20 protein-coding genes are annotated in these 19,438 nt (G+C 67.4%); 14 read left to right on the plus strand and 6 right to left on the minus strand.

Going from position 1 to position 19,438, the window contains the following annotated elements; translation table 11 throughout:
* Positions 1-25: 25 nt before the first annotated feature.
* From cycA to AC4ELS_RS30845, 6 genes are all read left to right on the plus strand, one after another.
* The gene (gene cycA, locus AC4ELS_RS30820) at positions 26-1,465 is read left to right on the plus strand and encodes a D-serine/D-alanine/glycine transporter (RefSeq protein ID WP_064959155.1); all 1,440 of its coding nucleotides are present in this window, start codon (positions 26-28) and stop codon (positions 1,463-1,465) included.
* Between the two features lie 19 nt (positions 1,466-1,484).
* The gene (locus tag AC4ELS_RS30825) at positions 1,485-1,874 is read left to right on the plus strand and encodes a nitroreductase/quinone reductase family protein (protein WP_064879874.1); all 390 of its coding nucleotides are present in this window, start codon (positions 1,485-1,487) and stop codon (positions 1,872-1,874) included.
* 1 nt (position 1,875) lies between these two features.
* Complete coding sequence (locus AC4ELS_RS30830) at positions 1,876-2,208, plus strand: TfoX/Sxy family protein (RefSeq protein WP_448447157.1); 333 nt, start codon at positions 1,876-1,878, stop codon at positions 2,206-2,208.
* A gap of 69 nt (positions 2,209-2,277) precedes the next feature.
* Positions 2,278-2,502: a hypothetical protein gene (locus AC4ELS_RS30835; protein ID WP_003881986.1), complete on the plus strand. Its 225-nt coding sequence runs from the start codon at positions 2,278-2,280 to the stop codon at positions 2,500-2,502.
* Positions 2,503-2,516: 14 nt separating this feature from the next.
* On the plus strand, positions 2,517-3,383 hold the full coding sequence (locus AC4ELS_RS30840) for an oxygenase MpaB family protein (protein ID WP_448447155.1): 867 nt from the start codon (positions 2,517-2,519) through the stop codon (positions 3,381-3,383).
* Positions 3,383-3,634: a hypothetical protein gene (locus tag AC4ELS_RS30845; protein WP_448447153.1), complete on the plus strand. Its 252-nt coding sequence runs from the start codon at positions 3,383-3,385 to the stop codon at positions 3,632-3,634. The genes AC4ELS_RS30840 and AC4ELS_RS30845 overlap by 1 nt, the downstream gene beginning before the upstream one ends.
* On the opposite strand, the gene AC4ELS_RS30850 is transcribed toward AC4ELS_RS30845, so the two are convergent.
* Entirely contained in the window at positions 3,602-4,300 is a 699-nt protein-coding gene (locus AC4ELS_RS30850) for a DUF998 domain-containing protein (protein ID WP_448447151.1), read from the minus strand. The genes AC4ELS_RS30845 and AC4ELS_RS30850 overlap by 33 nt on opposite strands.
* Before the next feature lie 55 nt (positions 4,301-4,355).
* On the opposite strand from AC4ELS_RS30850, the gene AC4ELS_RS30855 reads away from it, so the two are divergent.
* From AC4ELS_RS30855 to AC4ELS_RS30875, 5 genes are all read left to right on the plus strand, one after another.
* On the plus strand, positions 4,356-4,937 hold the full coding sequence (locus AC4ELS_RS30855; protein ID WP_499050730.1) for a hypothetical protein: 582 nt from the start codon (positions 4,356-4,358) through the stop codon (positions 4,935-4,937).
* A 9-nt stretch (positions 4,938-4,946) separates the two neighbouring features.
* Positions 4,947-5,675 carry a DUF72 domain-containing protein gene (locus AC4ELS_RS30860; protein ID WP_448447147.1) on the plus strand — a complete coding sequence of 243 codons (729 nt, stop codon included), beginning with the start codon at positions 4,947-4,949 and terminating at the stop codon, positions 5,673-5,675.
* An 11-nt stretch (positions 5,676-5,686) separates the two neighbouring features.
* Complete coding sequence (locus tag AC4ELS_RS30865) at positions 5,687-6,913, plus strand: NAD(P)/FAD-dependent oxidoreductase (protein WP_448447145.1); 1,227 nt, start codon at positions 5,687-5,689, stop codon at positions 6,911-6,913.
* Between the two features lie 153 nt (positions 6,914-7,066).
* Positions 7,067-7,711: a hypothetical protein gene (locus AC4ELS_RS30870; protein WP_448447143.1), complete on the plus strand. Its 645-nt coding sequence runs from the start codon at positions 7,067-7,069 to the stop codon at positions 7,709-7,711.
* Positions 7,711-10,860 (plus strand): helicase HerA domain-containing protein, encoded by a 3,150-nt coding sequence (locus tag AC4ELS_RS30875; RefSeq protein ID WP_448447141.1) that lies wholly within the window; start codon positions 7,711-7,713, stop codon positions 10,858-10,860. The genes AC4ELS_RS30870 and AC4ELS_RS30875 overlap by 1 nt, the downstream gene beginning before the upstream one ends.
* On the opposite strand, the gene AC4ELS_RS30880 is transcribed toward AC4ELS_RS30875, so the two are convergent.
* Positions 10,830-12,317, minus strand: a complete 1,488-nt coding sequence (locus AC4ELS_RS30880; RefSeq protein WP_448447139.1) for an acetyl-CoA acetyltransferase — start codon at positions 12,315-12,317, stop codon at positions 10,830-10,832. The genes AC4ELS_RS30875 and AC4ELS_RS30880 overlap by 31 nt on opposite strands.
* A gap of 128 nt (positions 12,318-12,445) precedes the next feature.
* On the opposite strand from AC4ELS_RS30880, the gene AC4ELS_RS30885 reads away from it, so the two are divergent.
* Both AC4ELS_RS30885 and AC4ELS_RS30890 read left to right on the plus strand, forming a co-directional pair.
* Complete coding sequence (locus AC4ELS_RS30885) at positions 12,446-14,815, plus strand: phosphoketolase family protein (protein ID WP_499050732.1); 2,370 nt, start codon at positions 12,446-12,448, stop codon at positions 14,813-14,815.
* A gap of 51 nt (positions 14,816-14,866) precedes the next feature.
* The gene (locus AC4ELS_RS30890; RefSeq protein ID WP_499050735.1) at positions 14,867-15,631 is read left to right on the plus strand and encodes a CPBP family intramembrane glutamic endopeptidase; all 765 of its coding nucleotides are present in this window, start codon (positions 14,867-14,869) and stop codon (positions 15,629-15,631) included.
* Here the strand turns inward: AC4ELS_RS30890 and AC4ELS_RS30895 are convergent.
* Positions 15,628-16,206 (minus strand): CGNR zinc finger domain-containing protein, encoded by a 579-nt coding sequence (locus AC4ELS_RS30895; protein ID WP_499050737.1) that lies wholly within the window; start codon positions 16,204-16,206, stop codon positions 15,628-15,630. The two genes, AC4ELS_RS30890 and AC4ELS_RS30895, sit on opposite strands and share 4 nt — an antisense overlap.
* Positions 16,207-16,325: 119 nt before the next feature.
* On the opposite strand from AC4ELS_RS30895, the gene AC4ELS_RS30900 reads away from it, so the two are divergent.
* Entirely contained in the window at positions 16,326-16,799 is a 474-nt protein-coding gene (locus AC4ELS_RS30900) for a hypothetical protein (RefSeq protein WP_064879849.1), read from the plus strand.
* Positions 16,800-16,808: 9 nt separating this feature from the next.
* On the opposite strand, the gene AC4ELS_RS30905 is transcribed toward AC4ELS_RS30900, so the two are convergent.
* From AC4ELS_RS30905 to AC4ELS_RS30915, 3 genes are all read right to left on the minus strand, one after another.
* Positions 16,809-17,825 (minus strand): zinc-binding alcohol dehydrogenase family protein, encoded by a 1,017-nt coding sequence (locus AC4ELS_RS30905; RefSeq protein WP_110776926.1) that lies wholly within the window; start codon positions 17,823-17,825, stop codon positions 16,809-16,811.
* 13 nt (positions 17,826-17,838) lie between these two features.
* On the minus strand, positions 17,839-18,141 hold the full coding sequence (locus AC4ELS_RS30910) for a GlsB/YeaQ/YmgE family stress response membrane protein (protein WP_055114503.1): 303 nt from the start codon (positions 18,139-18,141) through the stop codon (positions 17,839-17,841).
* A gap of 147 nt (positions 18,142-18,288) precedes the next feature.
* Entirely contained in the window at positions 18,289-19,341 is a 1,053-nt protein-coding gene (locus AC4ELS_RS30915; protein ID WP_499050740.1) for an APA family fibronectin-binding glycoprotein, read from the minus strand.
* Positions 19,342-19,438 lie beyond the last annotated feature (97 nt).

Here is a 19,438-nt window from a genome sequence, read left to right on the forward strand (position 1 = left end):
CTCCTCGCCTGCAATCCTTCACGGTGTGACGTCAGATACATCCACGGACGAACGGCACCTTTCCCGTCAGCTGTCGAACCGGCACATCCAGCTGATCGCCATCGGTGGCGCGATCGGAACGGGCCTGTTCATGGGCTCCGGAAAAACCATCTCGCTGGCCGGCCCGTCGGTGCTCTTCGTCTACATGATCATCGGCTTCATGCTGTTCTTCGTCATGCGGGCCATGGGCGAACTGCTGCTGTCCAACCTGCATTACAAGTCGTTCGCCGATTTCGCCGCGGACCTGCTCGGCCCGTGGGCGGGGTTCTTCACCGGCTGGACGTACTGGTTCTGCTGGATCGTCACGGGCGTGGCCGACGTGGTGGTGATCGCCGGCTACGTGGCCTTCTGGTGGCCGGACCTGCCGCTGTGGATACCAGCGCTCGCCACGGTCGTGGTGCTCATCGGACTGAACCTTCCGACCGTGCGGGCGTTCGGTGAGACCGAGTTCTGGTTCGCCTTGATCAAGATCATCGCGATCGTGACGTTGATCGTGATCGGCCTGGTCATGATCTTCACTAGCTTCACCGCCCCCACCGGCGCCCAGGCGTCCTTCGCGAATCTGTGGAACGACGGCGGCTTCTTCCCCACCGGTCCAATGGGATTCGTGGCCGGATTCCAGATCGCGACCTTCGCGTTCGTCGGGATCGAACTGGTGGGCACCACCGCCGCCGAGGCCAAGGACCCCGAGCGCAACCTGCCCAAGGCGATCAACTCGATCCCGGTGCGCGTCATGCTCTTCTATGTCGCCGCGCTGACCATCATCATCGCGGTCACGCCGTGGCGCGAGATCGATCCCAAGCTCAGCCCTTTCGTCGCCATGTTCAGCCTCGCGGGCCTGGGGATCGCGGCGTCGGTGGTCAACTTCGTGGTGCTCACCTCGGCGACGTCGTCGGCCAACTCCGGTATCTACTCGACGTCCCGAATGGTCTACGGCCTGGCCGCCGAAGGTGACGCACCCGGACTGTTCGGTCGGCTGACCTCGCGACGCGTGCCCGCCAATGCGTTGTTCCTGTCCGGCGTGTTCCTGCTGTCGGGTGTGGTGATGGTGGCCGCCGGCGACTCGATCGTCGCCGCGTTCACGTTGGTCACGACGATCTCGTCGCTGTGCTTCATCTTCGTCTGGACGATCATCCTGGTGAGCTACCTCGTCTACCGGAAGCGTCGGCCGGAACTGCACGAGGCATCGAAGTTCAAGATGCCCGGCGGCGTCGTGATGTGTTACGTCGTCCTGGCCTTCTTCGCGTTCCTGCTGTGGGCGTTCACTCAGAAGGAAGACACCCTGCAGGCCGAACTGGTGACACCCGCGTGGTTCCTGGTTCTGGGTATCGCCTGGATGGTGTTGCGGCGTCGCCCAGGACATCTGGCCCGCGAAGCCAAGTTCCACGCCGACCTCGAGTCCGCCGAGTCGAAGGATTCCGACTGATCCTCGGTAGGGTTGCGCCATGGTGGACCTTCGTGATCTGAAGCGACGCGTCATCCACGGCGCCCAACGCCGCATCGTCAACCCGGTCGGGCGCCAACTCCCCCTGACCATGCTCGAGACCGTCGGCCGCAAAACCGGCCAACCGCGGCACACCGCCGTGGGCGGCCGGGTCATCGGAAAGTCCTTCTGGATGGTGTCCGAGCACGGCGACCGATCGCACTATGTGCTGAACATCAAGGCCGATCCTGCGGTACGCGTCCGGATCAACGGGACCTGGCGGACCGGAACGGCGCATCTGCTGCCCGACGACGACCCGGTGGCCCGGCTCAAAGAGCTACCGACGCTCAACAGCGCGGTGGTCCGCACCGTGGGCAGCGACCTGCTCACCGTTCGCATCGATCTCGACTGACATGGCCTTCGACCCCGACCTGGCCAACCGCATCCGCGAGCTGACCGCCTCCGAGGGCGGTCTCGACGAGAAGCGCATGTTCGGGGGGTTGGCGTTCCTGGTCAACGGCAACATGGCGGTGGCCGCGACCCGGGAAGGCGGCCTGATGGTGCGGGTCGCGCGGGACGACGGCGAGAAACTGCTGCAACGCGAGCACGTCGAGCCCATGGTGATGGGTGGCCGGGAGATGCGCGGCTGGCTGCGGGTCGCCGGCCCCGGCGTGAAGACCAAGCGGCAGCTCCAATCGTGGGTCGCCCGGGGTATCGACTACGCCAAGAGCCTGCCGCCCAAGTAGTTTTCGGGACGCCGACCAGAATCGCCATTAACATAGAGCCCGCCTGACAACGACGGGGGCGCACTTCTCATGTTGACCGCAGTACGCAAGATTCTCGGCTTTCAAATGACCATCGCCGAGTGGATCGGGACCGCCATCATCCTCGCGGTCCCCTATCTGCTCATCGGCCTGATCTGGTCGCTCACCCACACCAGCCACCTGGCCGGCATGCACGGGGCCGACGCCGTGGTGTCCTTTCTGGGCTCCATCGTGTCCTGGCCGGTGCTGCTGTTCACCAACGTGTGCATGGCCTGACGGGGAGAGTGCGCATGACCTCCACCTCTGCGAACCGGATCTCGATCACCCGGCGAACGTCGCGCTGGTCCGACGACGACGTCACCATCGCCGATGCGATGGACCTCTGGGGCTTCGCCGCAGGCGCGGCCAACGTGATCATGCAACTGTCCGCGCCCGGCGTCGGCTACGGCGTCGTGGAGAGCACCGTGGATTCGGGCAATCTGCTCAAACATCCGTGGAAACGGGCCCGCACCACCCTGAGCTATCTGGCGGTGGCCATCCTGGGCAACGCCGAGGACCGGGCGGCGTTCCGCGATGCCGTCGACACCGCGCACCGGCAGGTCCGTTCCGGGCCGGCAAGCCCAGTGCAGTACAACGCCTTCGACCGTGACCTGCAGATGTGGGTGGCAGCCTGCCTGTTCGTCGGGCTCGAGGATGTCTACCAACTGCTGCGTGGCGAGATGACCGAAGCGCAGGCCGAGCAGTTCTACCACTCCGCCGCCACACTGGGCACCACCCTGCAGGTCGACGAGCAGCAGTGGCCGCCGACACGGGCCGATTTCGACACCTACTGGGATACCGCCTGCGCGCAGGTGCAGATGGACGATGTGGTCCGGCAATACCTGCATGACCTCGTGGATCTGCGGATGATAAACCCGTTGCTGCGCATACCGTTCCGGCCGCTGCTGAAGTTCCTGACCGCCGGATTTCTCGCGCCGGTGTTCCGGGACGCCGTCGGCTTCGGTTGGGGCCGCGGACGGCAACGGTTGTTCGAATGGCTGTTTCTGGCCGTGGCGTTCGGCAATCGGTTCCTGCCCGTGTTCATCCGGCAGGGCGGCAGCTATCTGCTGCTCGCCGATGTGCGCCGGCGGGTGGCGGCCGACAAGGCGCTGATCTGATGCACCGGATTCACCGGATCCTGGGCCACAAGCTCAGCGTCGAACAGGTGCTGGAGACCTTGATGTGGCTGGCCCTGCCCTACCTGGTGATCGGGCTGGTCTGGACGTTCTTCCATCCAGAACAGGTGCAGCTGATCGAGTCGAGTCTGCTGACCAGATTCCCGGCCGGGGCCGACCTGGTGGCCTTCGGCCAGGTGACACTGCTCTGGCCGGTGCTGTTATTGGGCGCCGACGTGTGCGTCGCGATGTGAGCGCAGCAGTCGCGCGCCCACGGCAGCGATGAACAGCCACAGCATTGCTCCGACAACCCAGACCGGCACGTAGTTGAACGTCTCGGGGTGCGCGGCGGCGCCGGCGCCCATGTAGGCGAGGACCGCCAGGATCGCGACCCCGGTCGCCGCCGACACCACCGCCCACACCCGATCGCCGATGCTCGCGAAATACCTTGCCAACACGAAACATCCGCACGTCATGGCCAGGAAGCCCAGCCCGCCGGCCACGCCGTGGATCTTTGCCGAGGTGCTCATCACATCGACCCCGGGATAGCCTTGCGGCGCGTCCGGCGGAAACCCGAACGCCGGATCAGTGGGGTTCAACCCCGCCACTACACCGGCAAAAAGTCCGTAGAGCATCACGCATACCGCCGCGACCCGGCCAGACAGCACACCCGGGGAGGCGCGCCAGATCCCCGCTCCGAAGGCCATCAGCAGCAGGCCGGAGACGATGAAGTTCGTCGTTTGAACCCAACCCCAATCACCCAGGGCCAGAGTAGAATTGGCGTGCCGCGTCAGATCGAAGCCGGGACGGGTGAACGCCACGATGAGCGACACCGTCGAGATCAGCAATCCAGCGGCCACTCCGGCGGCGAGCAACGACGTGGTGAATCGGGGCGCCGCCGGGCGCGCGTCGGGAGTCACGGAAAGTCGACGCTACCGTTCCGGCCTCGACGACAGTTGGCTAGGGTCTTGCGTCGTGAAGGCTTGCCTCGTCCGCTGTGCAATCTTTGGAGTCGCCGCCGCCGCGCTCACCGGATGCACGTCGGGAACCGTCGTAAACACCGACGATGCCGCCGCGCCCCCACCGGCCAGCACCACCGCATCACCGCCACAGTTCGGCACCGCAAACCTGGCCAACGCCGCCGAGTACGCCATCGAGGTCAACGGCCGCAAGGGCTATTACTTCAGCACCCCGAGCGGGCGCTGGCAGTGCGCGATCCTGCCCCGCGACCGCGCCGGGTGCCAACCGGCCGGTGGCACCTCGACGATGAGCGTGACGGGTGCCCCCGACACGGTGCCCGATGCCACGGGCGCTACCGCGGCACCGAATGCCCTTGTCCTCGACCGGGACACCGACGCGCATTTCGCCAACCTCGCGCAGCCCGATTTCGCGCAGTCGGCCGCGGTCGTACTGCCGTTCGGCAAGGTGCTCGCGGTGGCGGGATTTCGCTGCAACGTCCAGGAGCAGTCCGGGGTGTCCTGCGTGCGGGAAGTGACAGGCCGAGGTTTCACGTTCTCTGCCGAGGGCTACACCCTGCACTACACAGACGTCCCCTAGAGATGACAGATGATCAGGATCGGCACCTCTGGCTGGTCGTACGACCACTGGAACGGGGTGCTCTATCCACGCGGCACCCCGGCCAAGTCCCGGCTCGCCCACTACGTTGACGAGTTCGACACCGTCGAACTCAACGGCAGCTTCTACCGCTGGCCCGCGGATGCGACGTTCACCGGGTGGCGCGACCAGATGCCCGAAGGTTTCACCATGTCGGTCAAGGCGCAGCGCGGCCTGACGCATTACCGGAGACTGCGGTCGCCCGAGAGCTGGACGCCGCGGTTCGAGAAGTACTGGCAGCTGCTCGAACCGCACAACGAAGCACTGCTGGTCCAGCTTCATCCGGCGATTGAGCGGGACGACGAGCTACTCAGCGGTTTCCTTGCCCAACTCCCGCGCCCGATCCGGGTGGCGATGGAGTTGCGGCATCCCTCCTGGCACGAGCCTGCGGTGTATGGGCTGTTGGAGAAATACGGCGCCGCGTATGTCGTGATGAGCGGTCCCGGCTTGACCTGCCGGGCCGTGACCACCAGCGACCTGGTGTACGTCCGCATGCACGGCCCGGCAGACGACGGCCTGTACGCCGGCTGCTACTCCGACGACCAGCTGTCGGAGTGGGCCCAACAGATCCAGCAATGGGACCGCGACGACCACCGCGTCGTCGTGTATTTCAACAACGATCTCGGTGGCCACGCGGTGCGCAACGCCCGAAAGCTGAGGCTGCTGGTCGCCGGCGAGTAGGCTGGACCGATATGACAACGTCGTCCACAATTGCGATCGTCGGCGGTGGCCTGGCCGGAGCCAAGGCCGCTGAAGCACTGCGGGACAACGACTTTGATGGTCATGTTGTGCTGTTCGCCGCTGAGGACCACCTGCCCTACGAGCGTCCGCCGCTGTCCAAGGAGTACCTGGCCGGCAAGAAGACGCTCGACGATTTCACCGCCGATCCGGCGGCGTGGTACCGCGACCACAACGTCGAACTACGGCTGGGAACCGAGGTCGCCGCCGTCAACGCGGCCGAGCACACGCTTGCACTACCTGACGGCACCACCGTCGGCTACGACAAGCTGCTGCTGGCCACCGGGTCCGCCTCACGGCGACCACCGATCCCCGGAGCCGACGCCGCGGGCGTGCACTATCTGCGCACCATCGACGACGCCGCAGCCCTGAGCGCGGCCCTGACCCCGGGTTCGTCCCTGGCCATCGTGGGGGCCGGATGGATCGGACTGGAGGTCGCCGCCAGTGCGCGCGGCCGCGACGTGAAGGTCACCGTGGTCGAGGCCGCACACCTGCCGCTGCTGGCGGCGCTGGGCGCCGAGGCCGGTGAGGTGTTCGCGAAACTGCACCGTGAACACGGAGTCGACCTACGCCTGGACCAATCGGTGCAGGAGATCACCACGGACAACGGCACCGCCACGGGACTGCGGCTCGGGGACGGCTCGACCGTCGCCGCGGACGCGGTCCTGATCGCCGTCGGCGCGGCACCCAACATCGCACTGGCCGAACAAGCGGGGCTGGCCATCGCCGACGGCGGGGTGCTCGTCGACGCGTCGCTGCGCAGCAGCGATCCCGACATCTACGCCGTCGGCGACATCGCGGCCGCGCAACATCCGTTCTTCGGGGTGCGAATCCGTACCGAGCACTGGGCAAACGCGCTCAAGCAACCCGCGGTGGCTGCCGCGGGGATGCTGGGCAAAAGCGCCGAATACGACGAACTGCCCTATTTCTTCACCGATCAGTACGACCTCGGCATGGAATATGTCGGCCATGCACCCGAATATCAGCGCGTCGTTTTCCGCGGCGACGTTGCTGGGCGCGAATTCGTGGCTTTCTGGCTCGACGCCGACAACCATGTTCTGGCGGGGATGAACGTCAACGTGTGGGATGTCCTTGACGACGTCAAGGCGCTGATCCGATCGGCCGAGCCGGTCGATCCCGACCGCATCGCCGACCCGGCGCAGCCGCTGTCGATCCGGTAGCTGCGGGCACTTCGCCCACTGGGTGGGCGAAAGCCCTGCGGCGCAACAAGTTTCTCGCGCGGTCAGGGGTACGCGCTAACGTGCATGGAACACGTGCCCGGCATCAACCCGTCCGCGTGCAAAAAGCGACGACGGCAGGAAGGTGAGCAACCGGTGAATGTCACGCCCGACGACCTGACCGGCACCGAGCAGGCGGTCCTGCTGGTACTGATGGCCGAGTCCCGTCCGGTGGCCAACGCCGAGCTGGAGCGGCTCGGGCCCAAACTCGACAAACCGAAACGCGACCGGCTCAACCGGTTGGGCCTGATCGAGTCCACCGGAGCCCGGCCGCTCGTCCATGAGCTGACCGACACCGGATGGGCGCTGTGCCGATCCCTGTTCGGCACCGACGCGCCGGCCAGGTCCACCGGACAGGGCAAGGCCCTGTACACGCTTCTTGGTGCGCTGCACCGCTACTTCGAACACGCCGACCTCGTTCCCGCCGACGTGTTCCTGCCTGCCGAGGTGCCCGCCACGGCAGCCGCGCCTGCGCCCGCGGCCGGTCCCGAAATCCAGCTGCGTACCGCCTATGCCGGGCTGACCACCCGGCCCGGCGGCTGGGTGAGTCTGCTGCGGCTCCGTCAGGCCGTGCCCGGGCTGCCCCGACCCACCGTCGACGCCGCGCTGATCAGCCTCTACCAGCAGCCTGGCGTCAGCCTGATCCCCGAGGAGAACCAGAAGGTGCTCACCCCCGCCGACCGCGAAGCCGCGGTGGAGATAGGCAACCAGGACAAACACCTGATCGCGATCGAGTCCTGATGGAGTTACAGCATCGCGAAGCGCTCAGCGCGCTTCGCCTGACCTGGGCACCGACCGCCGACGATCTGTGGCATTCGCAGGGCGCGCTCCACGTGCGCGGGCTGCACGACCGGCCGATGGCCGACGTGATGGCCGCCTTCGGCGATGCCGAACGCGAAACCGACTCCAGCCCGCTGGGTGTGGTGGTGCGGGGCCCGGCCGGATCCGGCAAGACCCATCTTCTCGGCCAGGTGCGCGAACAGGTGCAAACCGGCGGCGGCTTCTTCTTCCTGGTCGAACTGCTGGATGCCGCCAGCTTCTGGCAGTCCGCCCGCTCAGGGATCCTGGAGAGCCTTGGCCGGCCGGGCAGCGAGCGCGAGACCCAACTCAAAGACCTGCTGTGGGAGCTGTCTTCGGTGGCCCACATCTCCCGGGCCAGCCGGCGGGCCGTGATCGGCGACGACGACCTGACGCCCGAGATCCTGAACGACTTCGTCAACGCGCTGCACAAGGTCCACCGCCACACTGTCAAACGCGCCCACCACACCCTGCGCGCCCTCGTGCTGCTCGGTGCCGGTGACCTCGAGCTGCAGGACATCGGCGAGGCCTTCCTGACCGGCAGCGGCGAAAGGGAGTCCTGGGGGCTGCCCGCACCGACGCTCACCGCGCAGGAATCGGTCCGCGACATCTCACGGCTGATCGCCCTGGCCGGGCCGTCGGTCCTGGCGCTCGACCAGATCGACACGCTGCTGGCCCAGTCCACCGAGCGCACCGACACTGCCGACGCGGGCCCCGACAGAACTGCGGGCAACACCGATCTCGAGCACATCGCACACGGCCTCATGTCGATCCGGCAGACCATGCGTCGCACCGTCGGCGTGGTGGCCTGCCTACCGGCTGCGTGGGAAGCCATCCAGGATCGCGCCACTGCCACCGTTCAGGACAGGTTCCGCACCACCGCGCTGCTGCAGGGGCTGCCAACACCAGACGTCGGTCGCGCCATCCTGGAACGCCGGTTCACCGCCAGCTACGCCTCGATCGGGTTCACCGCGCCCTACCCGAGTTGGCCGATCCTGCCGGCAGCATTCGACGAAGCCACCCAGTACACGCCGCGTCAACTGCTCAAACGTGCCGACACGCATGTCCGCCGGTGCCTGGACCGCGACACGATCGAGGAGCTCTCCAGTCTCACCGCTGAGGCTGCCGGCACGCCCGAAACCGGCTCGGGCGGCGCTGCCCAGGGCGACACCGGCGAACTGGACCGCCGCTTCGCCGACTACCGGCGCCGCGCCGTGACGGTCGCTGCGCTCGACCCCGACGGCGAGGACACCACCATGCCCGGCCTGCTGTCGGCGGCGCTCGACGCCTGGATCACCGAACTCGGTGAGGCCGGGCAGGCGTTCCGTCCCGACCCGCTCCCGGGTCAACGGGTGGTGCTGCACGGGCGGCTTCGCCAGACTCTCGACGCGACCACCGACGACGAACGGCACTGGGCATTCCGCGCCATCTCGTCCGGCAACGCTGTCGCGGTGCAGAACAGGATCCGGAAAGCTTGGGAGGCAACCGGTTTCAATCCAGACCGGCGCCAGCTGTTCCTGCTGCGCAACACCGCGTGGCCCAAGGGCGCCAAAACCACGGTGATGATCGCCGAGTTCGAGGCGGCCGGTGGACGGGTGCTGCCCATGAGCGAGGACGACGTGCGCACCATGACCGCGCTGCGTGACCTCATCGACGACAACCACCCCGACCTACCCGATTGGCTGCGCCGCCGCCGTCCGGCCCACGGGATCGGCTGGCTGCGGGCCGCCCTCGGAGACATCGCGGGTGATCCTCCGCCACCGGCCCAGATCGATGTGGACGCCGAGCTCGCGACCGGACCCATACGTGTGCAGCCGCCCGCGCCGGCGATCGAACACTCGCCTACCGCGGTGACCCTCGGCCTGGACAGCCCAGGCGGGTGTCCGGTGTCGGTCGACCTGGCCGCGCTGCGCAAGCACACCGCCATCTTCGCGGGCTCCGGGTCGGGGAAGACCGTGCTGATCCGCCGGCTGGTCGAGGAGTGCGCGCTGCGGGGCGTCTCGTCGATCGTGCTCGACCCCAACAACGACCTGTCCCGGCTGGGTGCCCGCTGGCCCGAGAACCCGCCGGGGTGGACGCCGGCGGACGACGAGCGCGCCGACGCGTATTTCGACAATGCCGAGGTCGTGGTGTGGACTCCGCGCCGCTCGACGGGACGCCCGTTGTCGTTCCAGCCGCTACCGGACTTCGCCAGTGTCATCGACGACGACGACGAGTTCGCCGACGCCGTCGAATCTGCCGTCGCCGCCCTCGAACCCCGCGCCCTGATCGTCGGGAGCACGGCCAAGGCCGAGCGGTCCCGCGCGGTGCTGCGGGAGGCGCTGCGCTACTACGGGGCGAGGCCCTCGACCAGCCTGGACGGCTTCATCGACCTGCTCGCCGACCTGCCCACCGAGGTCAGCGCCCTGGGCGGGGCGAACAAGCTGGCCGCCGAGTTGGCCCAGAACCTGCGCGCGGCGACGGTCAACGATCCGTTGTTCGGCGGCGCCGGCGCCACAGCCGACCCGGGGGTGTTGTTGACACCGTCGCCGGGCTACCGGGCTCGGGTGTCGGTCATCAACATGGCCGGCCTGACCAGCGACCAGCAACGCGAAGGATTCGTCAACCAGTTGCAGATGGCGCTGTTCGCCTGGATCAAACGCAACCCGGCCGGTGACCGGCCGTTGGGCGGATTGCTGGTGATGGACGAGGCGCAGAACTTCGCCCCGTCCAGCCATACGACCGCGGCGACACACAGCACCCTGGCGCTGTCGTCGCAGGCCCGGAAGTACGGGCTCGGGTTGGTGTTCGCCACGCAATCCCCGCGCGGTCTGCACAACCACATCCCTGGCAATGCGACCACGCAGTTCTATGGTCTGCTGAACTCCCCCGCCCAGATCGCGGTGGCCCGGGAGATGGCCCGGGTGAAGGGCGGCCACGTGCCCGACATCAGCAAGCTGCGTTCAGGCCAGTTCTATCTGGCGTTGGAAGGCAATGCCTTTCACAAGATCCAGACTCCCTGGTGCCTGTCCTACCACCCGCCCAGCCCACCGACCACCGACGAGGTGCTGGCGCTGGCCGCTCAGAGCAGGGTCGCGCTGCCGTCGGCGTGAACCCGCACCGTCGCCCCGGCGATGTCGGATGTCATGGTCGCCGCTGCCTGTGACTCGTCGACGATCCGGGCCAGCGTACGTCCGTCATCGGGGGTACGCACCGCCAGGAAGGCGCGCTCCGCGGTGCCGTCGCGACCGACCGGCGTGGTCCACGATTCCACCGTGCCGGTGCCCGTGAACTCCACCTGCAGTGCCCGGGTGGGCTCGGCGTCGACCTCGGACTGCACGTCCTGCCAACGGAATTCATGAGTCGGTGGCTCTGTGCCGTACACCCCGAAACTGTGTTTGGTGAGGTAGCCACCATTGGCGGTGATCAGCCCCCGGGCCCCGGGATTCGCCACGAGTTTCTCGGCCATCGTGGCGATCGAATGGGACACGTAGTTGTTCCACGGCCCACCGGCGAAAGTCAGCCCGCCGGTGACCGTCAGCGGCCGGGCCGGATCGGCCAGCGGCAGACCGATTTCGGCCGCCGCCACCTGCACCGCCGACGGGAAGCAGGAGTACACGTCGACGAAGTCGACCTCGTCGACGCCCACTCCGGCCAGTTCGAGAACGCGCCGTCCGGCGATCCGGATCGCCGGCGACTTGTAGAGCTCGGCCCGCTCGCCGATCGCGTAGGTATCGTGCGAATCCGTTCCGGCATATGGGAAAACCCAACGGTCGGTGGGGATCTGAAGATACGTTGCCTTCTCGACGGTAGTCAGGATCAGCACCGCACCCTGGTTGACCATGTTGTTCGAGTTCATCAACTTGGTGTAGGGCCAGCTGATCATCCGGTTGTCCGGGCCCGGCTGCCAGATCTGCTCGGCAGGCACCGTCTCCCGGCTCCAGGCGTGCGGGTTGTCGGCCGCCACCGCACTGAACCGAGACCACAACTCGCCGATCCGCCTGCGGTGCTCATCGCTGGTCTCACCGGCCGCGATCCGCAGTGCCTGCTCGAACATCGGATACACGTAGGCCGGACGGTCCAGATTGATCCGGAGCTCGGCCTCACCGGCCATCGACACGCCCTCGTGCGCACCCGGCGCCTCCGGCACCGATTCGTCCTGACGGGTCCAGTCCGGCTTGGTCCCGAGTTTGCGCAGCCGGCTTCGGGTGCGCCAGGTCTCGGCTCCCGCGATCAACACCACCTCGGCCCGTCCGCCCTGCAGGTCCAGACAGGCCTCGTTCACCAACGACTGCGGGACGTTGCCGCCCACCCCCGTATAGCGTGTCGCCGCCTTGCCGGCCCGGATGCGTTGCGCCAACAGCAAACCCGGATCCCGGTAGTGCCAGGACAGCAGGTTCACGATCCGCACCGAGTCGACAACCTCCAGCACCCGCGGATCTGCGGCCTCCCGGGCGGCCGCGACCATCAGATCGACCGGCTCGACATCCGGATTCTCCGCCCGGTGGTTGACCTGGCCGTAACCGACGAGGACCGGAGTGCGTGGGTCGACCGTGCTGCGGACGGGCATGCTGTCGAACCTAACCGACGCGAACGCGACTGCGTCGACGGTGCGCTTCGCGCGGCGTTGGTTGAGCGGTACGAATTCGGGTACCCGGAACGCGCGCACCATTCACCGACAACCGCCACTATGGGGACATGAGCGACGCGACTGGATCACCGGCACTCACCGACACAGAACTCGAGCAGCTCAACGCTTACTGGCGGGCGGCGAACTACCTGTCCGTCGGCCAGATCTACCTCCTGGACAACCCGCTGCTCGACGAACCGTTGGCCGCCGAACACGTCAAGCCGCGACTGCTGGGCCACTGGGGCACCACCCCGGGGCTGAACCTGCTGTACGCCCATCTCAATCGGATCATCCGGGAACGCGACGCGAACATCATCTACGTCACCGGACCCGGTCACGGTGGCCCGGGGCTGGTGGCCAACGCCTACCTGGAAGGCACCTACAGCGAGTTCTACTCCGCCATCGGGCAGAACACCGACGGACTGCGGAAACTGTTCCGCCAGTTCTCGTTTCCCGGTGGGATACCGAGTCACGTGGCCGCGGAGACACCCGGCTCCATCCACGAGGGTGGCGAACTCGGATACGCCCTGGTGCACGCCTATGGGGCCGCGTTCGACAATCCGGACCTCGTGGTGGCCTGCGTAATCGGCGACGGCGAAGCCGAGACCGGACCGCTGGCTGCCAGCTGGCATTCGAACAAGTTCCTCAACCCGGTCGTCGACGGCGCGGTGTTGCCCATCCTGCATCTCAACGGCTACAAGATCGCCAACCCCACAGTGCTGTCCCGGATTCCGCAAGAGGAACTCGAATCACTGTTGTACGGCTACGGCTACCGGCCCATCACCGTCGCCGGGGACGACCCGGCCAACGTGCACCAGCAGCTGGCCGCGGCCATGGACGAGGCGTTCGATCAGATCGCCGCGATCCAACGTGCGGCCCGTCTCGACGGGGAGGCGGGCCGTCCACTGTGGCCGATGATCATCCTGCGCACCCCCAAAGGCTGGACGGGTCCGCATGAGGTGGACGGCAAACTGGTCGAGGGCACCTGGCGCTCGCATCAGGTGCCGTTGTCGGAAACACGGACCAACCCGTCGCACATGGCTCAGCTCGAGACATGGCTGCGCAGCTACCGACCCGACGAACTGTTCGACGCCGACGGCGCGCTGCGGCTCGATCTCCGGGCCCTCGCCCCGTCGGGCACCCGGCGGATGAGCGCCAACCCGCACGCCAACGGCGGCCTGCTGCTGCGTGACCTCGACCTGCCCGACTTCGCCGACTACGCGGTCACCGTGGAGAGCCCCGCCACGGGCACCGCGGAGGCCACCCGCGTGCTCGGCACATTCCTGCGGGATGTCATCGCGAACAATCCGGACCGCTTCCGGCTGATGGGTCCCGACGAGACCGCCTCCAACCGCCTGGCCGCCGTGTTCGAGAAGACCGACAAGACATGGCAGGCCGAGACACTGCCCGTCGACGAGAACCTGGCCCCCGACGGCCGGGTGATGGAGGTGCTGTCCGAACACCTCTGCCAGGGCTGGCTGGAGGGCTACCTCCTCACCGGACGGCACGGGCTGTTCAACTGCTACGAGGCCTTCGTCCACATCGTCGACTCGATGATGAACCAGCACGCCAAATGGCTGTTCAGCAGCTCGCACCTGACGTGGCGCCGGCCGATCGCGTCACTCAACTACCTGCTGACCTCGCACGTCTGGCGTCAAGACCACAACGGCGCGTCGCATCAGGATCCTGGCTTCATCGACCACGTCGCCAACAAGCGCCCCGAGGTGGTGCGGGTGTACCTGCCGCCGGACGCCAACACGCTGCTGTCGGTGGCCGACCACTGCCTGCGCAGCCGCCAGTACGTGAACGTGATCGTGGCGGGCAAACAACCGGCCCTGACGTATCTGACGATGGACGAGGCCATCGCACACTGCACCCGCGGGTTGGGGATCTGGGAGTGGGCCAGCAACACCACCGGCGAACCCGACGTCGTGCTCGCCTGCGCCGGTGACATCCCGACCCTGGAGACGCTGGCGGCGGCCGACATCCTGCGTCGCCGGCTCCCCGAGGTGAAAGTCCGGGTGGTCAACGTCGTCGACATCATGCGCCTGCAACCCGAGTCCGAGCACCCGCACGGCCTTTCCGAAAGCGAATTCGATTCGATCTTCACCACGGACAAACCGGTCATCTTCGCCTATCACGGCTACCCGTGGCTGATCCACCGGCTGGCCTACCGCCACACCAACCACGACCAGCTGCACGTGCGCGGGTTCAAAGAGCGGGGCACGACGACCACACCGTTCGACATGGTGATGCTGAACGACCTCGACCGCTTCCATCTGGTCATGGATGTGATCGACCGGGTCGACGGGCTGGCGGTCAGGGCCGCCGGCCTGCGCCAGGAGATGGTCGACGCCCGGCTGGCGGCCCGCAGCTACACGCGCGAGCACGGCGAGGACGATCCGGCGATCTCGGACTGGACCTGGACTGCGGGGTGATCACCCGTTGTGACCTGGGTAATTGCGCCGCACCGGTACGATTGCGACGTTATGTCTGATCAGAGCGCCGTGGCCGCGCACCCACATCCGCTGGTGGCCCAGCTCTCTGCGTTGCATCACTTCCGCATCTATGCCGACATCGGCATCGTCGTCGTCATCCTCACGGTGACCAACCTGATCGCGCACTTCACCACCCCGTGGGCCAGCATCGCCACGGTTCCGGCCGCCGCGGTCGGCCTGTTGATCCTGGTGCGCGCCCGAGGCCTGGGCTGGGCCGAACTAGGGCTCGGCCGCGAGCACTGGCGCGCGGGTGTGGGCTATGCGCTGGGCGCCGTCGCACTCGTGGTGTCGGTGATCGCAATCGGGGCGGCGCTGCCGTGGACCCGACCGATGTTCATGAACGACAACTACGCCACCGTCTCCGGCGCGCTTCTGGCGTCGATGGTGATCATCCCGCTGCAGACCGTGATCCCCGAGGAACTGGCGTTCCGCGGTGTCCTGCACGGAGCCCTCAACCGGGCCTGGGGTTTTCGCGGCGTGGCCGCGGGCGGTTCGCTGTTGTTCGGTCTGTGGCACATCGCCAGTTCGCTCGGGCTGACGAGCGAGAACGTCGGCTTCACCCGACTGTTCGGCGGCGGCGTGTTCGGCATGATCGCCGGTGTCGTACTCGCCGTGATCGCCACCGGCGTCGCCGGCTTCGTGTTCACCTGGCTGCGCCGGCGCAGCGGCAGCCTGATCGCGCCGATCGCCCTGCACTGGTCGCTCAACGGCGTCGGTGCAATGGCCGCCGCCCTCGTGTGGCACCTGTCGACCTAACTGCCTGCGCGTCTGCGCGCTCTGAACTCCCGGTTCTTCAGCATGTTCCCGCAGCTGGACATGTCGCACCAGGTACCGCCGTGGTTGCGGGACCGGTCATAGAACGCCCACGTGCATTCGTCGTTCGCACATGCCTTCAGGCGGGCCCAGGTACCGTCCCGCTGCGCGTCGCGCATCACCAGCAGCAGCTCGAGCAGGCGCTCACCCACATTCTCGCCTGCGGCTGACAACTCCACTTGCCCGTCGGGGGCCAGCTCGACCTTTGCGGTCGAGGTATCGGTGAGTGCCTTCAGTATCGCGAGGTGATCGGCCTGCGGTGCCGGGCCGCCGCTGTGGTGGATCAGCAGCGCACGCAGCGCCTCGCGCACCTTTCGCACCAGGTCGAGTTCGGCTTCCGTCGGGCTGGCACCGGCAGCGAGCAACCCGTTGGCGACCAGCCACGGTGTTGCGTCGTCGGGATGGGCGAGGCGATCTGTTCCGGCAGGCAGTTCGATCGTGTTGACCAAGGCCTGGATCCGGGCCAGCGGCCCGGGCGCGGGTTTGGTCTCGGTGTCGCCGGTCCACCTCGTCGTCATGACACCAGCGTACCGCCGTGACCGCTAAATTGGTTTGACTAGTCACTCGTGACCGGCGTACGGTCTTAGATAGTCATGATTAACGGACTCGGACACCACGGAAACTACGAGGTATCGCCATGAACGACAACCGAATTTCTGCGACACCGGCGCTCACACCCCGTCGTGCACCCGTCCCCCGCCGCCCGTCCATCCGGGCCCGCCTCACCGCACGGATCCGATCCGGCCGCCTCGACGCCATGCTGGCCGTGGGCACCCCGACACCTCCGGGAAGCGCCATCGCGGCCCGCGCCGCACGACTCACGTCGATCACCGAGCGTGTTGCCATCGCTCGGGTGTTACGCCGCTGTGTACACGAAGGCGCCAACGACACCATCGTCTGGTCGTCACGAATACCGTTGCACCGAAAGAACATTGCTGCAGCCGAGACGACGATCGACGCCATCACCCTTCGGCTGCATTCGCCACTGCCGGTCAATGCGCGCGGGATGGCCCGACTCAACAGGGTGATCAACGACGGGCTCGGCCCTCTGTACGCCTACGGCCACGGCGATCTCGACGGTCGGCTGGGCGCCGCGCTCGCAGCGCTCTGAAGGTCTCCGCTACCCGCGGAGCACCGCCGCGCCCGCGATGCGGCCGGCACTCAGGTCGGCCAGCGCCTCATCGGCGCGATCCAGGGCGTACTCGGGTGTACTGACCGCCATCCGGTGCGCACCGGCGAACGCCAGGAAATCGCGGGCGTCGGCGCGGGTATTGGCGGTCACCGAGCGGATCTCCCGCTCCTGGAACAGGTGCCGTTGATAGTTCAAGGCCGGGATGTCGGTGAGGTGGATGCCCGCGATCGCCAGGACGCCGCCACGATCCAGGGCCGCCAGCGCAGGCAACACCAGATCCCCGACCGGGGCGAAGAGGATTGCGGCATCCAACGGCTCTGGCGGCATGTCGGCGCTGCCCTGCACCGACGACGCGCCCAGCGCCAGGGCGAGTTCGCGGGCCCGCTCGCCACGGGTCATCACATGCACGCGGGCACCCTGCGCCAACGCCACCTGCGCCGTCAGGTGCGCGCTGCCGCCGAAACCGTAGAGCCCCAACCGCCCAGCCGACGGTAGGTCGGTGCGCAGCAGGGCGCGATAGCCGATGATGCCGGCGCACAGCAGCGGCGCCAGCTCGACGTCGGAGTATCCGGTCGGTAACCGCAAGGCGAATGCCGCCGGGACGGTGGTGAAGTCGGCGTAACCGCCGTCGGCATCCCAGCCGGTGTAAAGCGAAGACGGACAGAGATTCTCCCGTCCGCGCAGGCAGTAGACACACTGCCCGCAGGTGTGCCGCAGCCACGCCACACCAACCCGATCACCGACGGCGAACCCGCCACCCGCATCGGCACCGACCGCGACGACCTCTCCGACGACCTCATGCCCGGGGATCACCCGTGGCCGATGCACGGCCAAATCCCCTTCGGCCACATGCAGATCGGTACGACACACCCCGCAGGCCAGGACCTTGACGAGCAGTTCGTCAGGCCCGGGCTGCGGGGTGGACACGGTAACCCGTTGCAGCGGATGGGAACTCATCGGACCGGGGACCACGACCTGCCAGGCCGTCATGGTCCCCGTGTCCATCATCGACGCCGGATCAGTTGCCTCTGCGCACCAGTCCGACGAGCCAGAGCAGGATCACCGACCCGAGGATGGCGGTGAAGAGGGTGAACCACCAGCCGCCGCCTCCTGTGTTGAGGAAGAAGCTGAGCAGGAATCCACCGATGAGCGCACCGATCACGCCGATGACGATGTTCATCAGAATGCCGGAGCCACCGCCCTTGACGATCTTGCCGGCGATCCAGCCGGCGATCGCACCGATGATGATGTAGCCGATCCAGCCGACGCTGGTCAGCGTGGAGGAACGAGCCAGGATTTCGGTTGCTGCCATTACATCCATTACAGGTCTCCTACCTGTCACTGGCTATGCCCAGCGGGCTCGCTGAGCCACACCCCAGATGTACCTCCCGAACGTAACAATTCGGTTGGCCAAATGGGAACGATCAGCGCTCGCCTGCGAGATTCTGGCGTTCCGCGTACCCCGGCGTCAGGCCGGGGGCTGCATCTCCGGCGGAGCGTTGGTGACCGGGACCGGCACGCCGACACCCGGGTGCGCCGGGTCGGCCGGCGGTGGCGGCGCGTTGGGGTCGGGAGCGGCCGACGCCGGCGGCGTCCACGGCCGGATCGAGTTGGCCAGGGTCGCGGCCGCCGCCTTGTCCACCGGATGGCTCGCCGAACCCAGCCAGACCACAAACCAGCGTTCCGGAGCCCGCTGTCCGCGCGGGGTGCCCGGGGCCGGCGGTGCACCGACCACGCCGGCCCAGATCTGGCCGTTGGGCTTGTTGGTGTCGGTGAACTTCACCTCGTAGTACGAGGCGACGCCGGACAGCCCGTTGGCGTCGAGCGGCACGGTCTCCTGATTCACCCGAGTTCCGGGGAACGGCATGAAGAACTCACCCATGTCGGAGGCCAACCGGACAGCTGCCTTCGCATTGTCGGCCTCGGCGCCCGCGAACAGCTTCAGGTCCAGGCGGCCCAGTAGCACGCTGGTGTCGTTCGGCGGCTCGGGTGTGCCCTCGGGCGGAAGCTTGGTCAACAACGCCTGCCCGTAGGACAACTGGGTCGCGTCGGACACCTTCCACCCGCCGGGTACGACATAGCTGAAGCCGCCGGCGGCGTTGTCCACACGGCCGGGTTCCGGCGCGGGGGCCGGGGCGGGAGCGTTCGGGTCGACCGGCGCAGGCGCGGGCGCGGGTGCGTTGGGATCGACAGGCGGAGCCGGAACCGGAGCTCCGGGGGCGGGCGCCGGGGCCGGAGCCGGCGCGCCAGGTGCAGGTGCAGGTGCAGGAGCGCCAGGTGCAGGCGCGGGGGCAGGCATGGGGGCTCCGGGAGCCGGAGCGGGCGCAGGAGCAGCCGGTGCCGGGGCGGGAGCCCCGGGCACAGCCGGGGCGGGCGCCGGGGCCGGGGGCACCGGCTCGGGATCCGCATATGCCACCGCCGGCAGCGCAACAGCCGCGGCGGTCGCGCCGGTCATCGCAACCAGCGCCAGCTTCTTCGACAGACCTCTGCGCCGATGTGACATCGCATCCGACTCGTCCATGGGGAAGAAACTACCGTGTTACGGCCGTGACGCAAGTGTGAGTTGCTCTTAGAGTGCTCAAAATCGAGATTGCTATGCACAGCGAATAGCCAGGTAA

Source organism: Mycobacterium shunyiense, from assembly GCF_058270035.1.